The sequence below is a fragment of the Kitasatospora sp. NPDC052868 genome, from assembly GCF_044547105.1.
Classification (GTDB): domain Bacteria; phylum Actinomycetota; class Actinomycetes; order Streptomycetales; family Streptomycetaceae; genus Kitasatospora.
On sequence record NZ_JBITZW010000033.1, the window covers coordinates 22,717 to 42,343 of the forward strand.

The following is a 19,627-nucleotide window of genomic DNA, read 5'->3' on the forward strand; positions in this document are numbered from 1 at the left end:
GGTCAGCCGAACAGCGCCTGACCCCACCACTCACCCGGCTTGCGGACACCCCCCGGACACGCGAAATGCGCCGACCCCACATGCTGGATGTACTCGTTCAACGCATCCGACGCCGCCAACCGCTGCTGCAACGGCACGAACGCCTTCCGCGTATCACGCTGATACGCCAGAAAGAACAACCCCGCATCCAAACGCCCCAACCCGTCCGTCCCGTCCGTGAACGAGAACCCCCGGCGCAGGATCATCAACCCCCCGTTGGAATCCGGATGCGCCAACCGCACATGCGCATCCTCGGGCATCGCCCCCAGATCCGGCGCATCGTGCTCCCGCACCCGACCCAGCGGCGCACCCTCCCCCTTCGTCCGCCCGAAGATCTCCTCCTGCTCCTTCAACGGCGTCCGGTCCCACGTCTCGATGTGCATCCGGATCCGCCGCGCCACCAGGTACGACCCCCCCGTCATCCACTCCGGACCCTCCCCCGGACCCGCCCACACATGCTCCGCCAGCCCCGCCGCATCCGAACCCGCGATGTTGTGCGTCCCGTCCTTGAACCCCATCATGTTCCGCGGCGTCTGCGCATCCGGCGTCGTCGACGACGTCTTCCCGAACCCCAGCTGCGACCACCGGATGTTCACCGTCCCCATCCCGATCCGCGCCAGATTGCGAATCGCGTGCACCGCCACCTGCGGATCATCCGCACACGCCTGCACACACAGATCCCCGCCACTGCGCTGCGGATCCAGGCTGTCCCCCTTGAACCGCGGCAGGTCCACCAACGCCTCCGGACGCCGCGACGCCAACCCGAACCGGTCCACCCCGTCCTTCACGAACAACGACGGCCCGAACCCCACCGTCAACGTCAACCGCGACGCCGGCAGCCCCAACGCCTCCCCCGTGTCATCCGGCGGCGCCTCGGGAAGACCACTGGCCGCCCCCGACCCCACCTCCCGCCCCGCCGTCATCGCCGCCGCCGCCCGCGTCCACTCCTTCAACACCCGCACCAGCGACTCACGCGACGCACCCGCCGCCACATCGAACGCCGCAAAATGCAAACGGTCCTGCACCGGCGTCGCAATACCCGCCTGGTGCTCCCCGTAGAACGCCACCTCCGACCCCGCCCCCGGAGCCGGAACAGGCGCCGGACCGTCCTGACGCGTCGCCGCCGCCACCGACCCCACCGCGGCCGCCCCCAACGCAACCCCCGCCCCCGCCCAACCCATCACCGCACGACGACTCACCCCACCAGACGCGCTGGCGACCTCGGTGCCATCGGCGCCGACCGGCGCCCCCTGCTGCTGCTCGTTCCCGGCATCCATCGCGGACAGGCCCTTCCCTGTACTGACTCACGGAAGCCGTGGCGGCCACAAAGGCCGCCACGGCGTACTACTGACGAGGGGCGGTACCGCGCCCTACTTGACGACCACCGCGGCGGCCAGCTTCGACAGCGGCTCGCCCAGCGAGTTCACCGCGTCCGAGAACGCCTTGCGCTCCGCCTCCGTCACCTTGTCGTACGAGGTGTAGGAACCATCCGCCTGCTTGTACTTGGCCAGCAGCACCCGGATCGCCGCGAACTCCGCATCCAGCGTCTTCGCCAGCTCCGCATCCCGCTCCGACGCCACCGGCTTCAACAGCTCGTACGCCTTCTGCGCACCCTCGACGTTGGCGACGAAGTCCGCCAGGTCGGTGTGGCTGTAGCGGTCCTCCTCACCGGTGATCTTCCCCGTCGCGACCTCGTCCAACAGCTCCTTCGCACCGTTGGCCATGCTCGTCGCGGTGATCTCCGCCTCCGGGATCCGCTTCTGCCAGTCCTTCAGGTCCGCCACCAGCTGGTCGGCGAGCTTCTTGTCGTCGTCGCCGATCCTCGCGTCGGCGAACAGCGACTTCTCCAGCCGGTGCCAGCCCGTCCACTCCTGACCCGGCTCCAGACCGTCCTCACGCGTGTCCGTCTTCGGGTCCACATCACCGAAGCTCTCCGCCACCGGCTCGGTGCGCTCCCACCCGGTCCGCGACGGCGCGTACAGCGACTTCGCCTTCTCCAGATCCCCGCCCCGGATCGCCGCCGCGAACGCCTCCACCGCCGGCACCGTCGCATCCGCCTGCTCCTGCGCGTACTTCCGGTACGCGTCCACCGCAGCCGTCAGCCGCGGGTCCGCCGGGGCCGCCGAACCGCCGTCACCGGTCACGGTGATCTTCTGACGGATACCGTCACCCACCATGCCCGGCTTGCACGCCACCTCGTACGACCCGGCCTTGATCTCCGCGCTCAGCGTCGCCTTCGTCCCCGGACCGATGTTCTCCCGCTCCGTGACGATCTTGTCACCGGCCGCGTAGACATACACCTCGGTCGTCTTCGACCCCTTGTTCGCGATCTCGATCGCCACGTGCCCCGCCGGGAACGTCGTCCTCGACACCTCACACGCCGTGTCAGACGCCGTCACCTTCACCGCGTCCGACGACCCCTTGTCGTCCTTCTTCTGCGAGCAGCCGACCAACGCGGCACTCGCCACGGCAAGGACGAGCAGCGTGGCGGCGGTGGAACGACGGGACGACATGTGGGGGCTCCAAGCAGGGGGAAGACAGGATCGGCCAACCGCCCGGGCGGACAGCCCCGTACAGTTAGCTTAGGCGTACCTTAATGAAAGAGGACCTGGTCGTCTACATCGCCGTAGTCGCCGTCACGGACGGCCGCGGGCGCTGGCGCGAGGACCATCGAGGACGGGAGCGGCGTACATGTCGGACGGGAGCGACCCCAGGCGGCCGCACGGCGAGCTCGTGGCCGATGTGCTCGCCGCCCTCTGGGCGGCGTCGGGGCCACTCACGGCCGGCCAGGTCAGGGATGCCCTCGGCAACCGGCTGGCCAGGACCACCGTGACGACCATCCTCACCCGCCTGCACGAGAAGGGGACGCTGAGGCGCGAACGCGACGGCCGCGGGTTCGTCTACTCCCCCGTGCACGACGCCCCCGGTCTGACCGCCAGCCGGATGCACCGCGAGCTGCACAACGACCCGCACCGGGCGCTCGTCCTGGAGCGCTTCGTCTCCGCGCTCTCCCCGGACGACGAGGACGTGCTGCGCCGCCTGCTGCACACCGCCGAGGAGGGTGGCGAGTGAACCTCCTCGTCGTCGTCCTGGTGCTCCTGGCCCTCGTCTGGCCGTGGGCGGCCGTCCCCGCGGCCCGCCGCCTGGCCGGCCTCCTCCCGCCGAAGGCCGCCGCCCTCACCCTCGTCGGCTCGGCCGTGGCCCTGGCCGGCAGCACGGTGTGGGCGCTGGGCGGGCTCGTCGCCGGCGGCCTGCTCGACCTCCAACTGCTCGCCTCCGACGGCAGCCTGGCGCGCTCCTGGGCCGACGGGGAGTCCTCCGCCGCCCTCTCGGCCGCCGGGGTCGGCGCAGCCGCCCTGCTGGTCGTCGCGGCCCTGATGGCACGCCTGTGGCACCGGCAGCGACAGCTTCTCGCCCGGACCTGGCTGACCGTCGACGGGCACCCGGACGGCGGTGAACTCGTGGTGGTCCCGGGGGAGTCCGCGGACGCCTTCGCACTTCCCGGCCACGGCGGGCGGACGGGCCGGATCGTGGTGACCGCGGCCATGCTGCGCACCCTGGACACCCATGGGCGCGACGTACTGCTCGCCCACGAGCGGTCCCACCTCGCCGGGCGCCACCACCTGCTCGCGCGGACGGTCCAGCTCTCCTCGGCCGCGCACCCGGCCGTCCGCGGTCTGGCGTCCGCGACCTCGTTCCAGTTGGAGCGGTGGGCGGACGAGGACGCGGCCGCCGCGGCGGGGAACCGGAGGGTGGCGGCCGCGGCGGTCGCCCGCGCGGCCCTGGCCTCGGCCTCCTCCGGGCGGCGCCCCAGCCTGCTCCCCGCCATGGGGACCGGCCCGGTGCCGCGCCGGGTCAGCGCCCTGCTCGATCCCCCGCCCGCACCCCCGCGCGGACGGGCCCTGCGGACGGCGGCCATCGCACTGTTCGGCGTCGTCGCCCTCTCGCTCACCCTGAGCGTCGGCTCCGCCTACGGCCTGCACGAGTACATCGAGCACGTCCGGGAGATCGTCCGGCCGTAGGCCGCGCCTGAGACCGCGTTCATCGGCGCGGACCTCCGGAGTCCGGCTCCACCGGCGCCCCACCCGTACGCCCGACGGACGGGGGCCGGCCGATCAGCGCTGCCATCGGCAGGGTCAGGCCCAGCCAGAACGCGGCGAGGAGCCAGCCACCGACCACGTCGAAGGGCCAGTGCACGCCGAGGTAGACGCGGGTCAGGCCGACCGCGACCGCGGCCAGGCCGAGCACCCCCGCGACCGGCACCGTCCAGGGCCGCCGGGCGCCGCGGAGGATCGCCCAGGCCAGCACTCCGGCGGCGACGGCGGCGGTGAAGCTGTGGCCGGACGGGTAGGCGTAGCCGCTGGGCGAGGCGGCCACCCAGTCCGCCATCGGCGGCCGCGGGCGGCCGAAGGCACTCATGAGCCCGTGCCGGACCAACTGCCCCAGGGCCAGCACCGCCAGGGGTGCCAAGGCCCGGGCGATCCACGCGACCCAGGCGGCCCGGCCCTCCGGGCGCGCCGCCCGCCGGGCGAGCAGGACGCCCGCCGCGACGGCTGCGAGGTAGGGCGGGAGTCCGGTACCCAGGTCCGTGACCGCGTCGGCGATGTGCACCGCCCACGCGGGGCGGTGGGCGACCGCCCAGGAGTGCAGGGCCGACTCCACCGGGTACGGGCCCCAGCCGTGGACGGCGAGCAGAGCGGTGAGCAGGCCGAAGAGCAGCAGGGGGATCCCGGCGGCCGCGGCCGACCGCCCCGGGGGACGCGGCATGGGTCGGCACCTCTCGTCGGGGGATGCCTCCACATCCATTTTCGTCTACATTACTGTAGACATTCCGGCGCCTAAGCCGCCGACGGCGGCCTCGACGACTGCCACAACGGCGGCCGCGGCGCGCCCCTCCCGAGCCCGGTGCAGGCCTTCCCGCTCCGGCATCCCGGCGCGGCCCGATTCGTCTACACTTCCGTAGACGGTGCTGTTCGGCTGCCCCCAGGTGCAGCCATCCCGACCAACGGGTCACGGGCACCGCGACCATGGCGGCGGAGCAGACGGCACAGCGGTCCGGCCGTACCCCGGCGAGGCGCGCCCCAGGGCGGCCGTGCGGATGGAGCGCAGATGTACGACGGCCGGAAGGGATCCTCGAGCCCGCTGCACCAGGCCATTCACCTCCTGCCCCTGGCAGGCCGGGCCGCCGAGCTCCGACTGGCCGAGCGCCTCGCCGAGCGGGGCATGAGCCGCCCGCACCTGGACGTCCTCGCGACGCTCGCCGAGCACGGGCCGCACGGGAAGGCCGACCTGGCCGCGCGAATAGGTCTCCCCCTCGCGCAGACGCTGCCGATCGTGGCGGACCTCCTGGCCCACCGGTTCGTCGAGTCCTTCCACGTCCACCTCGACCGCCGCCATGAAGTGGTGATGGTGAACTCCGCCGGGCGGGAGGCGCTCGAGCGGATGCACGCCGACGCCGCCGCGGCCCAGGACGACCTGCTGCGCCCGCTCACCAAGGGCGAGCGCATCCAGCTGAACGCCCTGCTGCGCCGGGTTTGCGACGCCGCGAACCGTACCGCGCCGAGCGGCCGCACCGCGACGGATCCGGCCCCCGGGCCGCAGAACTGACGCACCGTCGCGCGCACCGGCGGGCCCGCGCCGCCGGCCGGGGAGGCCATCTGACGACACCACTGCAGACAGGCGCCCCTAAATTTAGGTTAGCCTACCCTCCATGAATTCCGCCCACCTGGCCGCTTCGGCCGGCTACGCCATGCCTCCGATCTATCGAATCCTCACCAAATCAGGCTATTTTGTCGGATTGTCCGGGGCCATCGGCGCCACGGTCACGTACGCCTCGGTGATCCGCCCCGCCCTGCGCTCGCAGGCCGCAGAGGCCGCCGACATCCCGGTGCTGCGCCGAAGAACGGCGTCCTACCTGGCCTGGTCCGGGCTCGTCCTGCTGGTCGCCGGGTACTTCCAGCTGGCCGCCCGGGTGGCCAGGGCCGGCAAGGGCATGGCCTTCGGCGACGCCCTCGCGCCGGGAAGCATCTGGGACTACCTGCGGGCACCGGCGGGCAAGGGCGCCTGGGTGGCCCAGGGCACGCTCTTCCTGGTGCAGAACGCCGTCCTGGTGCTGGCCTCCGCCGCCCTGCTCGCGCTGTTCCTCCCGCAGGCCCGACGGCACCTGGACGCCCTCGCGCTGACCGCCCTTCCGCTGTCGCTGCTGGTGACGCTGATCGCCGGGATACCGGCGGTCAAGCCGAAGGACACGGACGCCGCCCTCAATCCCGTCTTCGACCAGCTGCACATCGTCAGCGGCGTGGTGTGGATCGGCGGCCTCGCCCTGCTGGTGGCGCTCGCCGGCGCCCGCCGCGCGCTCGGCGCCGGCGCCGGGGTGCTGTGGGCCGACCTCTGGCGCCGTTTCAGCCTGGTCGCCCTGGTGTGCGTCGGCGCGGTCCTCGTCTCCGGCCTGTGGCTCAGCTGGAAGCACGTCGGCGGCCTCGGCCAGCTCTGGACCACCGGCTACGGCTTCGCCCTGCTGATCAAGATCCTCCTGGTCCTCGCCATGATCGTGGCGGGCGGCTTCAACCAGCTCTGGCTGATGCCGCGGATCGTCCGGGCCCGGCAGGCCGACTCCGCCGGCTCCCTGCTGCACCTCACGCTCCGGCACTTCCCGAAGGTCGTCTGGGCCGAGGTCGCCCTCGGCGTCGCCGTCCTGGGCGTCATGCCCTTCCTGGCCGGGTCCGCCCGCACCGAGGCCGGCAGCCCGCCGGCCGTTTCGAGCGGCAGCGTCTTCGCCGCGGGCGCCGCGCTCGTCCTCACCCTCGCGGCCTCGTTCCTGATCACCGCGCGGGTCTCCGACGCCCTCGCCCGGCGCGGGACCGCCGCCACCGCCTGACGGCGACTCGGGCCGGGGGCCTAAGGCCCGAACAGCCCCAGGAGCCTGCGCAGCGCCAGCGCATCGGGGGCGGCCGCGGTGAGCAGCGCGGCGTCCGGGCCGGGCAGTGCGAGCAGGACGGCGTCGCCGGCGTCGGGCGCCCCGGGCGGTGGGCAGCCGACGGTCAGCAGCTGCCCGGTGGCGCGGTGGCCGCCGAGGACGGCGGGGCCGTCCCAGCCCGGGGCGCCGGAGCCCAGGTCGGTCTGCTGGTCGAGCAGCGTCCGGCCGGCCCGGCGGACGGTCAGCCGGGAGGTGATCCGCCCGGGCGGAGCCTTCCGCGCCCAGTCGTGGTGGCGGCCGAGCACCTGCTCCTCGCGGTAGTACAGCCGGGCGCCGGGGGCGAGGGTGATCCGGGTGTGCAGGAGGAGGTGGCTGCCGGCGGCGGCGATCACCGGTTCGGGCCGCCAGTCGAGCCGGCCGCCCTCCCCCACCGTCAGTTCGACGTCGTAGCGGGCGGGCCCGGCGCCAGGCCGCCCGGGGAGGCTGAGGGTGGCAGCCGCGCCGGTCACCGTGAGGGCCGCGCCGGGTGCCACCTCGACGGCCAGTGCGAGCCGGTCCCCGCCGAGCGGCGCGGCCATCGAGCCGACGAGCACGACATGGGCGCCCGGCGCGGCGCCCATGGTGCGGCGCGGGGCGAGGGGTCCGGCGCCGGCCAGGACGGGCAGGGCGGTGCCGCCCCGCCCGTCGGGCTCGGCCACGATCCGGGCCGGGGCGGCTGTGGCCGCCGTCACCGCGCCCCGCGCCAGTCGGCGAGCCGGTCCCGGAGCCAGGCGGCGACGGGCTGCACGCCCTCGGCGGAGGTGAGCGAGCAGAAGACGGTCGGCAGCGCGCCGCGCTGGGCGGCGGCGTCGCGCGCCATCACCTCCAGGTCGGCGCCGACCAGGGGGGCCAGGTCGGTCTTGTTGATCACCAGCAGGTCGGAGGTGGACACACCGGGGCCGCCCTTGCGCGGGATCTTGTCGCCGCCGGAGACGTCGATGACGAAGATCTGGTGGTCGACCAGACCCCGGCTGAAGGTGGCGGTGAGGTTGTCGCCACCGGACTCCACCAGGACGAGGTCGAGCGGCCCGACCGCCTCCTCCAGGTCCTCGACGGCCTCCAGGTTGGCGGAGATGTCGTCGCGGATGGCGGTGTGCGGGCAGCAGCCGGTCTCGACGGCGGTGATCCGCTCGGGCGGCAGGACGGCGTTGCGGAGCAGGAACTCGGCGTCCTCGGTGGTGTAGATGTCGTTGGTGACGACGGCCAGCGAGAGCTCCTCGCGCAGCAGTCGGCAGAGTGCGGCGACGGTGGCGGTCTTGCCGGACCCGACCGGGCCGCCGAGGCCGATCCGCAGGGCGCGGCGGGCGCCGTCGGCGGAGTAGGTGTGCCGGATCGGTGCGTCGACGTGGTCGACGTGGTCACGATGCAAAGAGGCGGACCTTCCAGGAGCTGTGCTGTTCGGCGTAGACGTCGAGCAGCGGGGCGGAGGCGGCGGGCAGCGCGTCCGGGTCGCCGAGCAGGGCCGCCGCCACGGCGGCCGCGGCCACGGCGTCGAGCTGCGGCGCGAGGCGGGCGAGCGCGGCGGCGACCTCGTACGGGTCGAGGCCGAGCAGTCGGACGCAGGCGGTGGCGGGGCCGTTGACGCTCTCGTAGGCGGCGATGGACGCGGTCTGTTCGGGGGTGAGTCCGGCGGCGAGGGCGGCGCTGCCCAGGGCCACCGGCTGGTGCGCGCCGCGCGGGAACCGCTCGGCGAGCCGGTCGAGGCGGTGGTGCGGCCAGGCGGCGCGGGCCGCGCGCAGCAGCTGGCGGCCGAGGCGCCGACTGGTGTGGCGCAGGGCGGGCGAGGGGGTGCGGGCGTCCGCGGCCGCGTCGAGCAGGAGGGTGTCCTGCCCGGTGGCGGCCGCGGCGGCGAGCGCGGCCGTGGTGAGGCCGGTGGTGTGCAGCCGTCCGGTGAGGAAGGCCGTCATGGTGGCGGTGTCGTGCACCCGGCCGGCTTTGACGGCCGCCTCGGCGCCGCCCGAGTGGGCGTGGCCGCCGGCTGGGAAGCGTCCGTCGGCGAGCAGCAGGAGCGCAGCGGTGGAGGCCATCGCGGCGCGCCGGTCAGAAGAGGAAGTACCGCTGGGCGAGCGGTAGTTCGGTGGCGGGCTGGGGGGTGACGACCTCGCCGTCGACGGTGACGGTGAAGGTGTCGGGATCGACCCGGACGTCCGGCCGGGCGTCGTTGTTGACCATGTGGTCCTTGGTGACCCCGCGGGTGTTCCGGATCGCGGTGAACTCCTTGGCCACGCCGAGCTGTTCGGCGAGCCGACCGGGCAGGCCGTCCTCGATCGCGGCCGGTGCCGTGAAGTTGACCGAGTTGCCGGCCGCCGAGCGTCCGATGGCACCGAACATCGGTCGGGGCAGGACGGGTTGGGGCGTGGGGATGGAGGCGTTGGCGTCGCCCGTCTGGGCCCGGGCGATCTGGCCGCCCTTGATCACCAGGTCCGGCTTGGCGCCGAAGAAGGCGGGCGTCCAGAGGACCAGGTCGGCGAGCTTGCCGGGTTCGACCGAGCCGATCTCGCCGTCGAGGCCCTGGGCGACGGCCGGGTTGATGGTGTACTTGGCGACGTAGCGCCGGGCCCGGTGGTTGTCGGCGCGGCCGTCGCCGGGCAGCGCACCGCGCCGGGCCTTCATCACGTGGGCGGTCTGCCAGGTGCGCAGCACCACCTCGCCGATCCGGCCCATCGCCTGGGAGTCGGAGCTGATGATGGAGATCGCGCCGAGGTCGTGCAGGACGTCCTCGGCGGCGATGGTGGCGGGCCGGATCCGGGATTCGGCGAACGCGAGGTCCTCCGGCACGTGCGGGCTGAGGTGGTGGCAGACCATCAGCATGTCGAGGTGTTCGTCGACGGTGTTGACGGTGTGCGGCCTGGTCGGGTTGGTGGAGCTGGGCAGCACGTTGGACTCGCTCACCACGGTGATGATGTCGGGGGCGTGTCCGCCGCCGGCGCCCTCGGTGTGGTAGGCGTGGATGCCCCGGCCGGCGATCGCGGCCAGGGTGTCGCCGACGAACCCGGCCTCGTTCAGGGTGTCGGTGTGGATGGCGAGTTGGGCGCCCGTCCGGTCGCAGACCCGCAGGCAGGCGTCGATCGCGGCCGGGGTGGCGCCCCAGTCCTCGTGGATCTTGAAGCCGAGGGCGCCGGCCCGCAGCTGGTCGTGCATCGCCACCTGGTTGACGGTGTTGCCCTTGCCGAGCAGGCCGATGTTGACCGGTAGGTCGTCCATCGCGGCGAAGATCCGGCTCAGGTGCCAGGCCCCCGGGGTGATGGTGGTGGCCTTGGTTCCCTCGGCGGGGCCGGTACCGCCGCCGACCAGGGTGGTGACCCCGGAGGAGAGCGCCTCGTCGACCAGTTGCGGGCAGATCAGGTGGACGTGGGCGTCGACGGCTCCGGCGGTGACGATCCGGCCGTTGCCGGAGATCACCTCGGTCTCCGGGCCGATCACCAGTGCGGGGTGGACGCCGTCCATGGTCTCGGGGTTGCCGGCCTTGCCGAGGGCGGTGATCCGGCCGTCCCGGATGCCGATGTCCGCCTTGACCACGCCCCAGTGGTCGAGCACCACGGCGCCGGTGATCACGGTGTCGGCGGCGCCCTCGGCGCGGCTGGTGCGCGCCTGGCCCATCGACTCGCGGATCACCTTGCCGCCGCCGAAGACGGCCTCGTCGCCGCCGCGGCTGCGGTCCTCCTCGATCTCGATCAGCAGGTTGGTGTCACCGAGCCGGATCCGGTCGCCGGCGGTCGGTCCGTACAGGGCGGCGTAGCGCTCGCGGGTCAGGATCAGGGCGGGCCGGTCAGCCATCGAGCGGCCCGCCGGTCTCCCCGCGCAGGCCCGCGACCTCGCGGCGGCCTCCGATCGGGACGAGTTCGACCTCCGCGGGGATGCCCGGTTCGAAGCGGACCGCGGTACCGGCGGGGACGTTGAGGCGCAGGCCGCGGGCGGCCGCGCGGTCGAAGTCCAGGCCCGGGTTGGCCTCGGCGAAGTGGTAGTGCGAGCCGATCTGGACGGGCCGGTCGGCGGCGTTGACGACGACCAGACGGGTGACCGGAAGACCGGCGTTGAGCCGGATGTCGCCCTCGCCGTACAGGATCTGACCGGGGATCAGGCCTTCGCCGGCCGTCACAGGATCGGCTCGTGGACGGTGACCAGTTTGGTGCCGTCGGGGAAGGTCGCCTCGACCTGGACGTCCGGGATCATCTCGGCGATCCCGTCCATCACGTCGGCCCGGGTGAGGACCTTGCGGCCGGACTGCATCAGCTCGGCCACGGTGCGGCCGTCCCGGGCGCCCTCCAGCACGTGCGAGGTGATCAGTGCGACGGACTCGGGGTGGTTCAGCCGCAGGCCGCGGGCCCGGCGCGAGCGGGCGACGTCGGCGGCGACGTGGACGAGCAGGCGCTCCTGCTCGTGCGGGGTGAGTTTCATGCGCGCACCTTTGAGGGGGTAAGAGCGCGCGGACACGACGCTGTGCCGCGATGTGACGCATACCGTAGCCGACGAACGACCCGTGGGGGCAGGGCATCGCGCCGACCACGCCGGTATCACTATGCGGCGGCCACTATTTCTATAACTCTATGGGCCGTTAAGAATGCCCTACGCCGAGCCGAAGCTCAATTCATGCTCAAATACTGAAACTACTCGTCAGTCACGTAACACACGCATGAACAGGTGGCCCCCTACCTGCGAGGATATCCCGCAAAGTAGGTAAACATTCAGTAATGAAATCTGTGCATAGGCCTATGAATACGCCTACTGTGTGGCAACTCTCCGCGCTCCGACTGCGGGGCCCCCACACCACAGAGAGATTTCGCATGGCATCCCTCAACCAGCTGTCCCCGCCGGGTACCGACACCACCGGCACCGGGGCCCCCGCCCACCGCTCGCTGCGCCGCGAGGTCGGCCTGATCGGCCTCCTCTGGGCCTCGGTGGGCTCGATCATCGGCTCCGGCTGGCTGTTCGGCGCCAAGAACGCCGTCATCGTGGCCGGTCCGGCGGCGCTCATCTCCTGGGGCATCGGCGCCGTGGCGATCGTGCTGCTCGCCCTGGTGCACGCCGAGCTCGGCGGGCTCTTCCCCGTCGCCGGTGGCACCGCGCGCTACCCGCACTACGCGTTCGGCGGCCTGGCGGGCATGTCGTTCGGCTGGTTCTCCTGGCTGCAGGCCGCGACCGTCGCCCCGATCGAGGTCGAGGCGATGATCGGCTACGCGGGCCACTGGGAGTTCGCGAAGAACTTCCTCAACGACAACGGCACCCTCACCACCAGCGGCTTCATCGTCGCCGTGCTGCTGATGGGCGTCTTCGTCGCGGTCAACTTCCTCGGTGTGCGGGTGCTCGCCCGGACCAACTCGGTCGCCACCTGGCTGAAGATCTTCGTGCCGCTGCTCGCGATCTTCGTGCTCGCGCTGACCAACTTCCACGGTTCGAACTTCACCTCGCACGGCTTCGCCCCGTTCGGCATCAAGGGCGTGCTCGCCGCGATCAGCTCCAGCGGCATCATCTTCGCGCTGCTCGGCTTCGAACAGGCCATCCAGATCTCCGGTGAGAGCCGCAACCCCAAGCGCGACATCCCGCGCGCCGTGCTCGGCTCGGTGGCCATCGGCACCCTGATCTACGTCCTGCTGCAGGTCGTCTTCATCGGCGCGCTGCCGGCCAGCTCCTTCGCGGCCGGCTGGGACAAGCTCGACTTCCCCGGCATCGAGGGCCCGTTCGCCGGCCTCGCCACCCTGGTCGGCCTCGGCTGGCTCGCCTGGGTGCTGTACTTCGACGCCATCGTCTCCCCCGGCGGCACCGGCCTGATCTACACCACCTCCACCTCGCGCATCTCCTACGGCCTGAGCAAGAACGGCTACGCGCCGCAGAAGTTCGAGGAGCTCGACAAGCGCGGCGTGCCGTGGTTCGGCCTGATCCTCTCCTTCGTCACCGGCGTGATCTGCTTCCTGCCCTTCCCGAGCTGGCAGGAGCTGGTCGGCTTCATCACCTCCGCCAGCGTGCTGATGTACGCCGGCGCCCCGCTCGCCTTCGGCGCGCTGCGCCGCCGCCTGCCCGAGCGCGACCGGTCCTACCGGCTGCCGTTCGGCGGGGTGATCTCCCCGCTGGCCTTCGTGGTCGCCAGCCTGATCATCTACTGGGCCGGCTGGCACACCCTGTCCCGCCTGGGCATCGCGATCGTCCTCGGCTACGTCCTGCTCGGCAGCTACGCCGCCTACGCGATCCGCAAGGGCCTGCCGAACGCGCCGCGCCTGGACTGGCGCGCCGCCCAGTGGCTGCCGGTCTACCTCGTCGGCCTGGGCCTGATCTCCTGGCAGGGCGGCTTCGGCGACGGCCGCGGCAACATCCCGATGTGGTGGGACATGGGCGCCGTCGCCGCCTTCGCCCTCGCCGTCTACTTCTGGGCGATCCGGGTGGCCCTGCCCGCCGACGCGATCGAGCAGAACATCGAGGACATCGAGGTGGTCGACGCGGGCGGCCACTGACCCCCGGCCACCGCTGACCAACCGTCAGACAGCACGGCGGGCCCGCCGGTTCACACCGGCGGGCCCGTCCCGTTGCGGCGGGTGCTACGTCCTCAACACCGTGCGCAGCGCCTCCTCCACCGACGCCTCCGGGTCGTCCGCCGCACCCGGCGAACGCCAGGCGACGAAGCCGTCGGGGCGGACGAGCACCGCGCCGTCCGGCCGCACGCCGTGCAGCTCGGCGAAGTCCGCGCCGGGCTCGGGCGCCAGGTCGTCCTCCGCTCCGGTGCCGATCCGGTAAGCGTCCAGCGGGACGGCCAGCCGGTCGGCCGCCCGCCGGGCGCCCTCGTGCCAGGCCGCGCCCTCGGGACCGGTCAGCAGCACCATCGCCTGCTCGTACAGATCGAGCGAGGACAGCCGCACACCCGCCCGCAGCAGCCACTGGTGCGGCGCCCGGCTACCGGGCTCGCCCGCCGACTCGAACGCCTCCGGCACCACCGGGCCGTCGCGGTCCGTCCCGGCCACCGCGCCCGCCGGGTAGCGGTAGCCGAGCGCCACCGCCAGCACCCCGGCCTGCCGGCCCACGCCAGGCACCACCGCGTACCCCGGGTGGCTGTGCTCCGCCGAGCGCGCCGAGGCCCGCTCGCCGGTCACCTGCGCGACCGGCCGGCGCTCCTCGCCGTAGCTCTCCAGCAGCCTCGGACCGGCCCAGCCGCAGAGCACCGCGGCCAGCTTCCAGGCCAGGTTGTGCGCGTCCTGGATACCGGTGTTGGAGCCGAACGCACCGGTCGGCGACATCTCGTGCGCCGAGTCGCCGGCCAGGAACACCCGCCCGGTCGAGTAGCTGTCGGCCACCCGCTCCGCCGCGTGCCAGGGCGCCTTCCCGGTGACCTCCACGTCGAGGTCGGGCATCCCGACGGCGGTCCGGATGTGCCGCACGCACCGCTCGTCGGTGAACGCCTCCAGCGGCTCGCCGTGCTCCGGGTGCCAGGGCGCGTGGAACACCCACTCCTCGTGGTTGTCCACCGGCAGCAGGGCGCCGTCGGCCTCCGGGTTGGTCAGGTAGCAGGCGATGAAGTGCCGGTCGCCCACCACCTCGGCCAGCCGCTTGGCGCGGAAGGTGATGCTGACGTTGTGGAACAGCTCGCCCTTGCCGCTCTGGCCGATCCCGAGCCGCTCCCGGACCGGGCTGCGCGGGCCGTCCGCCGCGATCAGGTACTGCGCCCGGATCGTCCGCTCCTCGCCCGTCTCCCGGCTGCGCAGCAGCGCCGTCACCCCCTCGGCGTCCTGCTCGAAGGAGAGCAGCTCGGTGCTGAACCGCAGCTCGCCGCCCAGCTCCCGCGCCGCCCGCAGCAGCACCGGCTCCAGGTCGTTCTGGCTGCACAGGCACCACGAGCTGGGGCTGAAGCGGGCCAGCCGGCCGCCCGGGTCGATCTCCCGGAACAGCCACTCCTGCTCCGGCCCGGTCAGTGAGGGGGCCTGCAGGATGCCGTGGTTCGCGGCGAGCACCGAGGCCGCCTCGCGGATCGACTGCTCGATCCCGGCCCCCCGGTAGAGCTCCATCGTTCGGACGTTGTTGCCTCGGCCACGCGGGTGATGCGAGGTGTCCGCGTGCTTCTCGACCAGCAGGTGCCTGACACCCAGTCGGCCCAGGAAGAGCGACGCGGACAGCCCGACCAGCGAGCCGCCCACGATCAGGACCGGCACCCGGTCGTCAACCTTCGGATTCATCAATTGCTCCAGCCTGTACGGGGATCCGCGGCCCGGCTACGGGGCTCGGCGCCGCCCTCGGCGGGGCCCGCACACACGGCGGCCCCGTCCTTCCATCCCCCGCGCCGGGGGTCTTGTGCCGCCTCTTCGCTCGGATGGCCCGCATATCTCGCGCGGCCCGGGCCCGCCGCGCACGATCGACCTCAGGCCTGGCGCCGCCGCCCGGGCCGACCGACCACCGCACCCTCCGCCCGTCGGGGACCCTCGCCGGATGCCGCGCCCACCGCGCGGTCCGACGCGTGCGGCCCAGAGCAGAAAGTGGATCATGACAACTCTGTCCGAACCGCAGGCGCACCAGCACGCCGAGTCCCACACCCGGCTCCGCGTGATGCTGATGCTGGAGATCAAGGACGGCGCCCAGCAGCGCTTCCTCGACGTGTACGAGAAGCTGCGCCACCAGGTGGCCTCGGTCCCCGGCCATGTCAGCGACCAGCTCTGCCAGTCGATCAACGACCCCCGGCAGTGGCTGATCACCAGCGAGTGGAAGGACCAGGAGACCTTCCTGGAGTGGGTGGACAGCCCGGCGCACCGCGAGATGGTCAAGCCCATGCACGGCTGCGTCAGCGACACCTTCCGCTCGCTGCGCTACTCGATCCTGCGGGAGACCTCGGCGGCCGGCGCCACCGGCACCCGCAAGCCGGTCGAGGTGCCGCCCGGTCTGCCGCGCACCGTGCCGGCCGGACACGTCGGCCCGCCGCAGGCCGAGCCCGGCCCGGACGGAGTGGTCCGGCACGCCCTGACCTTCACCGTGAAGCCCGGCAGCGAGCACCAGGTGGCCCGGATCCTGTCCGGCTACGCCTCCCCCAAGGCCGAGGTCGACGAGGAGACCCGGCTGCGCCGCACCTCGCTGTTCATGCACGGCAACCGGGTGGTCCGGGCCGTCGAGGTGATCGGCAGCCTCGGCGACGCGCTGCGCCACGTCGCGATGCAGCCCGAGGTGCGGGCCGTCGAGGAGGCGATCAACCCGTTCCTGGAGGAGGACCGACAGCTCGGCGACCCGCAGGCCGCGCGCGCCTTCTTCGCCCGCGCCGCGCTGCCCGCCAAGCACCAGGCGATCGCCACCGCGCCGGCCGGGCGCCTGCACCGGCACGCCGTGCTCTACCCGGTGAAGCCCGGCAACGGCGAGGCCGTGGCCGCGCTGCTGGCCGAGCACGACGACCTCGCCACCGCCGACCCGACCGGCCCGGTCGCGGGGAGCACCGTCTTCCACCGCGAGGACACCGTCGTCCGCCTGGTGGACCTGCGGGTGCCCGCCGAGGCCGACCCCGCGGCCGCCCTCGGCGTGGCGGGCGAACGCGAGGCCACCGTCCTCGGCCGGCTGCTCGACCTCGGTGCCGAGGGCGACCTGCGGACCGTCGCCGGACTCGGCGCCTTCCTCGCCGCGCGCTCCATGAGCCCGGTCACCGACCGCAGTTCGCAGGACAACTGACCGAGCGACACATCCACAGTCCAGATCCAGCCCGGAGGAAGTAACCATGTCCACGCAGTACCCACGGATCGTGAACGTCGACGAGGCACCGGAGAACCGCCGGCGCGGCGGCGATCTGCGCGCCATGCTCACCCCGGCCACCTGTGGTGCCACCAGCGGGTTCATGGGCCTGGCGATCGTCCGGCCCGGCGAGCGGATCGGCGAGCACTACCACCCGTACTCCGAGGAGTTCGTGTTCGTGGTGTGCGGTGACCTGGAGGTGGACCTGGACGGGGTCGCCCACCCGCTGAAGCCCAACCAGGGCCTGATGATCCCGCTCAACATGCGCCACCGCTTCCGCAACGTCGGCGACACCGAGGCCCGGATGGTCTTCCACCTCGGCCCGCTGGCGCCCCGCCCCGAACTCGGCCACGTCGACACCGAGGAGACCGTCGCCTCCGGCCCGCCGGAACACGCCAAGGTGGCTTCGTGACCAGGCGGGTCGCCGTCACCGGGATCGGTGTGGTCGCCCCCGGCGGGGTGGGCGTGCCGGCCTTCTGGCGGCTGCTCACCTCCGGCCGGACGGCGACCAGGGGCATCACGCTCTTCGATCCCACCGGGTTCCGCTCCCGGATCGCCGCCGAGTGCGACTTCGACCCGGCGGCGCACGGGCTCAGCCCGGACGACGTCCAACGGGCCGACCGCTACGTGCAGTTCGCGATGGTGGCGGCGGACGAGGCGGTCGCCGACGCGGGCCTGGACCTGGCCGCGGAGGACCCGTGGCGGATCGGCGTCTCGCTCGGCACCGCGGTCGGCGGCACCACCCGGCTGGAGCACGACTACGCTCTGGTCAGCGCCGGCGGCGCCCGCTGGGACGTCGACCACCGGCGGGCCGAGCCCCAGCTGCACCGGGCCTTCGCGCCCAGCACGCTGGCCTCGGCCGTCGCCGAGCGCACCGGTGCCCACGGCCCGGTGCAGACCGTCTCCACCGGCTGCACCTCCGGTCTGGACGCGATCGGCTACGCCTTCCAGGCCGTCGAGGAGGGGCGCGCCGACATCTGCATCGCCGGCGCCTCCGACTCGCCGATCTCGCCGATCACCGTCGCCTGCTTCGACGCCATCAAGGCGACCAGCGAACGCAACGACGACCCGGAGCACGCCTCCCGCCCCTTCGACGCCCACCGGGACGGCTTCGTCCTCGGCGAGGGCGGCGCCGTCCTGGTGCTGGAGGAGCTGGAGCACGCCCGCCGCCGGGGCGCCCGGATCTACGGCGAGATCGGCGGCTTCGCCACCTTCGGTAACGCCTACCACATGACCGGCCTCACCCAGGAGGGGTTGGAGATGTCCCGGGCGATCGACAGTGCGCTCGCCCACGCCCGGGTGGACCGCACCGACGTCGACTACGTCAACGCGCACGGCTCGGGCACCAAGCAGAACGACCGGCACGAGACCGCCGCGGTCAAGCGCTCGCTGGGCCCGCACGCCTACGAGACGCCGATGAGCTCGATCAAGTCGATGGTCGGGCACTCGCTCGGCGCGATCGGGGCGATCGAACTGGTCGCCTGCACCCTGGCGCTGGCCCACGGCGTCGTTCCGCCGACGGCCAACTACGACACTCCGGACCCGGAGTGCGACCTCGACTACGTGCCGCGCACCGCGCGCGAGCTGCCGCTCCGTCACATCCTGTCGGTCGGCAGCGGATTCGGCGGATTCCAGTCCGCCGTCGTGCTCAACAGAACGGGGTGAGATCCATGACGTCACGTCAGCAGGGCCGCCGGGCCGTGGTCACCGGCCTCGGGGTGGTGGCGCCGAACGGTGTCGGAGCAGACGCCTTCTGGAAGGCCACCAGGCAGGGCGTGAGCGTCCTCGACCGGATATCGCGCGACGGGTGCGCGGACTTCCCGCTGCGCATCGCGGGCCAGGTGCGGGACTTCACCCCGCAGGACGCGATCGACAGCCGCTTCCTGGTCCAGACCGACCGGTTCACGCACTACGCGATGGCCGCCGCCGACCTCGCGGTGGCGGACGCCGGCTTCGTGCCCGACCCCCAGGATCCGTTCGGAGTGGGCGTGGTGACCGCGGCCGGCTCCGGGGGAGGCGAGTTCGGCCAGCGCGAGCTCCAGCAACTCTGGGGCCAGGGGCCTCAGTTCGTCGGCCCCTACCAGTCCATCGCCTGGTTCTACGCGGCCAGCACCGGCCAGATCTCGATCCGCGGCGGCTACAAGGGCCCGTGCGGGGTGGTCGCCAGCGACGAGGCCGGCGGCCTGGACGCCCTCGCCCACGCCGCCCGGGCCATCCGGCGCGGCACCGACGCGGTGGTGGTCGGCGCGGCCGAGGCCCCGCTGGCGCCGTACTCGATGGTCTGCCAGCTCGGCTACCCCGAGCTCAGCCTCGTCGAGGACCCGGAGCGGGCCTATCTGCCGTTCTCGCCGGCGGCCGCCGGCTTCGCACCCGCCGAGGGCGGCGCGATGCTGCTGCTGGAGGACGAGCGGACGGCCCGCGCTCGCGGCGCCAAGGTCCGGGCCCAACTGGCCGGGCACGGCGCCACCTTCACCGGCGCATCGCGCTGGGAGGAGTCCCGGGCGGGCCTGGCCAACGCCATCCGGATCGCCCTGGACGAGGCCCGGATCTCCCCCGAGGAGATCGACGTGGTCTTCGCCGACGCCCTGGGCGTCCCCGCCGCCGACCGGGCCGAGGCCCTCGCCCTGGCCGACGCCCTCGGCCCGTACGCCGAACGCGTCCCGGTCACCGCGCCCAAGGCCGGCACCGGACGGGCGTACTGCGGCGCGCCGATGCTCGACGTGGCCGCCGCCGTACTCGCCATGGAGGACGGCATCCTGCCGCCCACCCCCAACGTCACCGAGGTCTGCCACGACCTCGCCCTGGTGACCAACCGCGCCCGACCGGCCGAACTGCGCACCGCCCTGGTGCTCAGCCGCGGGCTGATGGGCTCCAACGCAGCACTGGTGGTCCGGCGCGACGGGCAGGGCTGAGCCCTGCCGCCCCCTCGTCCCGCCCCGATCCGCCCGT

The 19,627-nt window shown here is 73.1% G+C and carries 19 protein-coding genes; 9 read left to right on the forward strand and 10 right to left on the reverse strand.

Annotated elements, in window-relative coordinates; translation table 11 throughout:
• Window positions 1-2 precede the first annotated feature (2 nt).
• Window positions 3-1,316, reverse strand: a complete 1,314-nt coding sequence (gene efeB, locus ACIGZJ_RS33740; protein WP_396460860.1) for an iron uptake transporter deferrochelatase/peroxidase subunit — start codon at window positions 1,314-1,316, stop codon at window positions 3-5.
• Between the two features lie 93 nt (window positions 1,317-1,409).
• A complete protein-coding gene (efeO, locus tag ACIGZJ_RS33745; RefSeq protein WP_396460861.1) occupies window positions 1,410-2,552 on the reverse strand; it encodes an iron uptake system protein EfeO in 1,143 nt (380 codons plus the stop codon).
• Between the two features lie 178 nt (window positions 2,553-2,730).
• Here efeO and ACIGZJ_RS33750 point away from each other — a divergent pair, with 178 nt between their 5' ends.
• Entirely contained in the window at window positions 2,731-3,111 is a 381-nt protein-coding gene (locus tag ACIGZJ_RS33750; protein ID WP_396460862.1) for a BlaI/MecI/CopY family transcriptional regulator, read from the forward strand.
• Window positions 3,108-4,061: a M48 family metalloprotease gene (locus ACIGZJ_RS33755; RefSeq protein WP_396460863.1), complete on the forward strand. Its 954-nt coding sequence runs from the start codon at window positions 3,108-3,110 to the stop codon at window positions 4,059-4,061. The genes ACIGZJ_RS33750 and ACIGZJ_RS33755 overlap by 4 nt, the downstream gene beginning before the upstream one ends.
• Before the next feature lie 19 nt (window positions 4,062-4,080).
• On the opposite strand, the gene ACIGZJ_RS33760 is transcribed toward ACIGZJ_RS33755, so the two are convergent.
• Window positions 4,081-4,806 (reverse strand): phosphatase PAP2 family protein, encoded by a 726-nt coding sequence (locus ACIGZJ_RS33760; protein ID WP_396460864.1) that lies wholly within the window; start codon window positions 4,804-4,806, stop codon window positions 4,081-4,083.
• Window positions 4,807-5,148: 342 nt separating this feature from the next.
• Here ACIGZJ_RS33760 and ACIGZJ_RS33765 point away from each other — a divergent pair, with 342 nt between their 5' ends.
• Together ACIGZJ_RS33765 and ACIGZJ_RS33770 are read left to right on the forward strand one after the other, a co-directional pair.
• The gene (locus ACIGZJ_RS33765) at window positions 5,149-5,646 is read left to right on the forward strand and encodes a MarR family winged helix-turn-helix transcriptional regulator (RefSeq protein WP_396460865.1); all 498 of its coding nucleotides are present in this window, start codon (window positions 5,149-5,151) and stop codon (window positions 5,644-5,646) included.
• A 190-nt stretch (window positions 5,647-5,836) separates the two neighbouring features.
• Entirely contained in the window at window positions 5,837-6,916 is a 1,080-nt protein-coding gene (locus ACIGZJ_RS33770; protein WP_396460866.1) for a CopD family protein, read from the forward strand.
• 20 nt (window positions 6,917-6,936) lie between these two features.
• On the opposite strand, the gene ACIGZJ_RS33775 is transcribed toward ACIGZJ_RS33770, so the two are convergent.
• The 6 genes from ACIGZJ_RS33775 to ACIGZJ_RS33800 are packed head-to-tail and all read right to left on the reverse strand — an operon-like array spanning window position 6,937 to window position 11,392.
• Window positions 6,937-7,686 carry an urease accessory protein UreD gene (locus ACIGZJ_RS33775; protein ID WP_396460867.1) on the reverse strand — a complete coding sequence of 250 codons (750 nt, stop codon included), beginning with the start codon at window positions 7,684-7,686 and terminating at the stop codon, window positions 6,937-6,939.
• Entirely contained in the window at window positions 7,683-8,363 is a 681-nt protein-coding gene (gene ureG, locus ACIGZJ_RS33780; protein WP_396460868.1) for an urease accessory protein UreG, read from the reverse strand. The genes ACIGZJ_RS33775 and ureG overlap by 4 nt, the downstream gene beginning before the upstream one ends.
• Entirely contained in the window at window positions 8,353-9,021 is a 669-nt protein-coding gene (locus tag ACIGZJ_RS33785) for an urease accessory protein UreF (RefSeq protein WP_396460869.1), read from the reverse strand. Before ACIGZJ_RS33785 ends, ureG begins: the two co-directional genes overlap by 11 nt.
• A gap of 13 nt (window positions 9,022-9,034) precedes the next feature.
• Window positions 9,035-10,771 (reverse strand): urease subunit alpha, encoded by a 1,737-nt coding sequence (locus tag ACIGZJ_RS33790; RefSeq protein ID WP_396460870.1) that lies wholly within the window; start codon window positions 10,769-10,771, stop codon window positions 9,035-9,037.
• A complete protein-coding gene (locus ACIGZJ_RS33795) occupies window positions 10,764-11,075 on the reverse strand; it encodes an urease subunit beta (RefSeq protein ID WP_396460898.1) in 312 nt (103 codons plus the stop codon). Before ACIGZJ_RS33795 ends, ACIGZJ_RS33790 begins: the two co-directional genes overlap by 8 nt.
• A 14-nt stretch (window positions 11,076-11,089) precedes the next feature.
• The gene (locus tag ACIGZJ_RS33800) at window positions 11,090-11,392 is read right to left on the reverse strand and encodes an urease subunit gamma (RefSeq protein ID WP_396460871.1); all 303 of its coding nucleotides are present in this window, start codon (window positions 11,390-11,392) and stop codon (window positions 11,090-11,092) included.
• 386 nt (window positions 11,393-11,778) lie between these two features.
• Between ACIGZJ_RS33800 and ACIGZJ_RS33805 the strand changes: the two genes are divergently transcribed.
• Complete coding sequence (locus ACIGZJ_RS33805; RefSeq protein WP_396460872.1) at window positions 11,779-13,440, forward strand: APC family permease; 1,662 nt, start codon at window positions 11,779-11,781, stop codon at window positions 13,438-13,440.
• Window positions 13,441-13,524: 84 nt separating this feature from the next.
• Here the strand turns inward: ACIGZJ_RS33805 and ACIGZJ_RS33810 are convergent, their stop codons facing one another.
• Complete coding sequence (locus ACIGZJ_RS33810; RefSeq protein WP_396460873.1) at window positions 13,525-15,150, reverse strand: FAD-dependent oxidoreductase; 1,626 nt, start codon at window positions 15,148-15,150, stop codon at window positions 13,525-13,527.
• Window positions 15,151-15,454: 304 nt separating this feature from the next.
• On the opposite strand from ACIGZJ_RS33810, the gene ACIGZJ_RS33815 reads away from it, so the two are divergent.
• From ACIGZJ_RS33815 to ACIGZJ_RS33830, 4 genes are read left to right on the forward strand one after another with little or no spacing between them, the layout of a single operon-like run.
• Window positions 15,455-16,618, forward strand: a complete 1,164-nt coding sequence (locus ACIGZJ_RS33815; protein WP_392940188.1) for a SchA/CurD-like domain-containing protein — start codon at window positions 15,455-15,457, stop codon at window positions 16,616-16,618.
• A gap of 46 nt (window positions 16,619-16,664) precedes the next feature.
• Window positions 16,665-17,090, forward strand: coding sequence for a cupin domain-containing protein (locus tag ACIGZJ_RS33820; protein ID WP_392940190.1), 426 nt, complete (start codon window positions 16,665-16,667; stop codon window positions 17,088-17,090).
• Complete coding sequence (locus ACIGZJ_RS33825) at window positions 17,087-18,343, forward strand: beta-ketoacyl-[acyl-carrier-protein] synthase family protein (RefSeq protein WP_396460874.1); 1,257 nt, start codon at window positions 17,087-17,089, stop codon at window positions 18,341-18,343. Before ACIGZJ_RS33820 ends, ACIGZJ_RS33825 begins: the two co-directional genes overlap by 4 nt.
• A 5-nt stretch (window positions 18,344-18,348) precedes the next feature.
• Window positions 18,349-19,590 carry a beta-ketoacyl synthase N-terminal-like domain-containing protein gene (locus ACIGZJ_RS33830; RefSeq protein WP_396460875.1) on the forward strand — a complete coding sequence of 414 codons (1,242 nt, stop codon included), beginning with the start codon at window positions 18,349-18,351 and terminating at the stop codon, window positions 19,588-19,590.
• Window positions 19,591-19,627 lie beyond the last annotated feature (37 nt).

Bases quoted from the DNA above. Each gene is read 5' to 3' on its own strand.
- efeB (WP_396460860.1), bottom strand. From the start codon at position 1,316: ATGGATGCCGGGAACGAGCAGCAGCAGGGGGCGCCGGTCGGCGCCGAT.
- efeO (WP_396460861.1), bottom strand. From the start codon at position 2,552: ATGTCGTCCCGTCGTTCCACCGCCGCCACGCTGCTCGTCCTTGCCGTG.
- ACIGZJ_RS33750 (WP_396460862.1), top strand. From the start codon at position 2,731: ATGTCGGACGGGAGCGACCCCAGGCGGCCGCACGGCGAGCTCGTGGCC.
- ACIGZJ_RS33760 (WP_396460864.1), bottom strand. From the start codon at position 4,806: ATGCCGCGTCCCCCGGGGCGGTCGGCCGCGGCCGCCGGGATCCCCCTG.
- ACIGZJ_RS33765 (WP_396460865.1), top strand. From the start codon at position 5,149: ATGTACGACGGCCGGAAGGGATCCTCGAGCCCGCTGCACCAGGCCATT.
- ACIGZJ_RS33785 (WP_396460869.1), bottom strand. From the start codon at position 9,021: ATGGCCTCCACCGCTGCGCTCCTGCTGCTCGCCGACGGACGCTTCCCA.
- ACIGZJ_RS33790 (WP_396460870.1), bottom strand. From the start codon at position 10,771: ATGGCTGACCGGCCCGCCCTGATCCTGACCCGCGAGCGCTACGCCGCC.
- ACIGZJ_RS33800 (WP_396460871.1), bottom strand. From the start codon at position 11,392: ATGAAACTCACCCCGCACGAGCAGGAGCGCCTGCTCGTCCACGTCGCC.
- ACIGZJ_RS33805 (WP_396460872.1), top strand. From the start codon at position 11,779: ATGGCATCCCTCAACCAGCTGTCCCCGCCGGGTACCGACACCACCGGC.
- ACIGZJ_RS33810 (WP_396460873.1), bottom strand. From the start codon at position 15,150: ATGAATCCGAAGGTTGACGACCGGGTGCCGGTCCTGATCGTGGGCGGC.
- ACIGZJ_RS33815 (WP_392940188.1), top strand. From the start codon at position 15,455: ATGACAACTCTGTCCGAACCGCAGGCGCACCAGCACGCCGAGTCCCAC.
- ACIGZJ_RS33820 (WP_392940190.1), top strand. From the start codon at position 16,665: ATGTCCACGCAGTACCCACGGATCGTGAACGTCGACGAGGCACCGGAG.
- ACIGZJ_RS33830 (WP_396460875.1), top strand. From the start codon at position 18,349: ATGACGTCACGTCAGCAGGGCCGCCGGGCCGTGGTCACCGGCCTCGGG.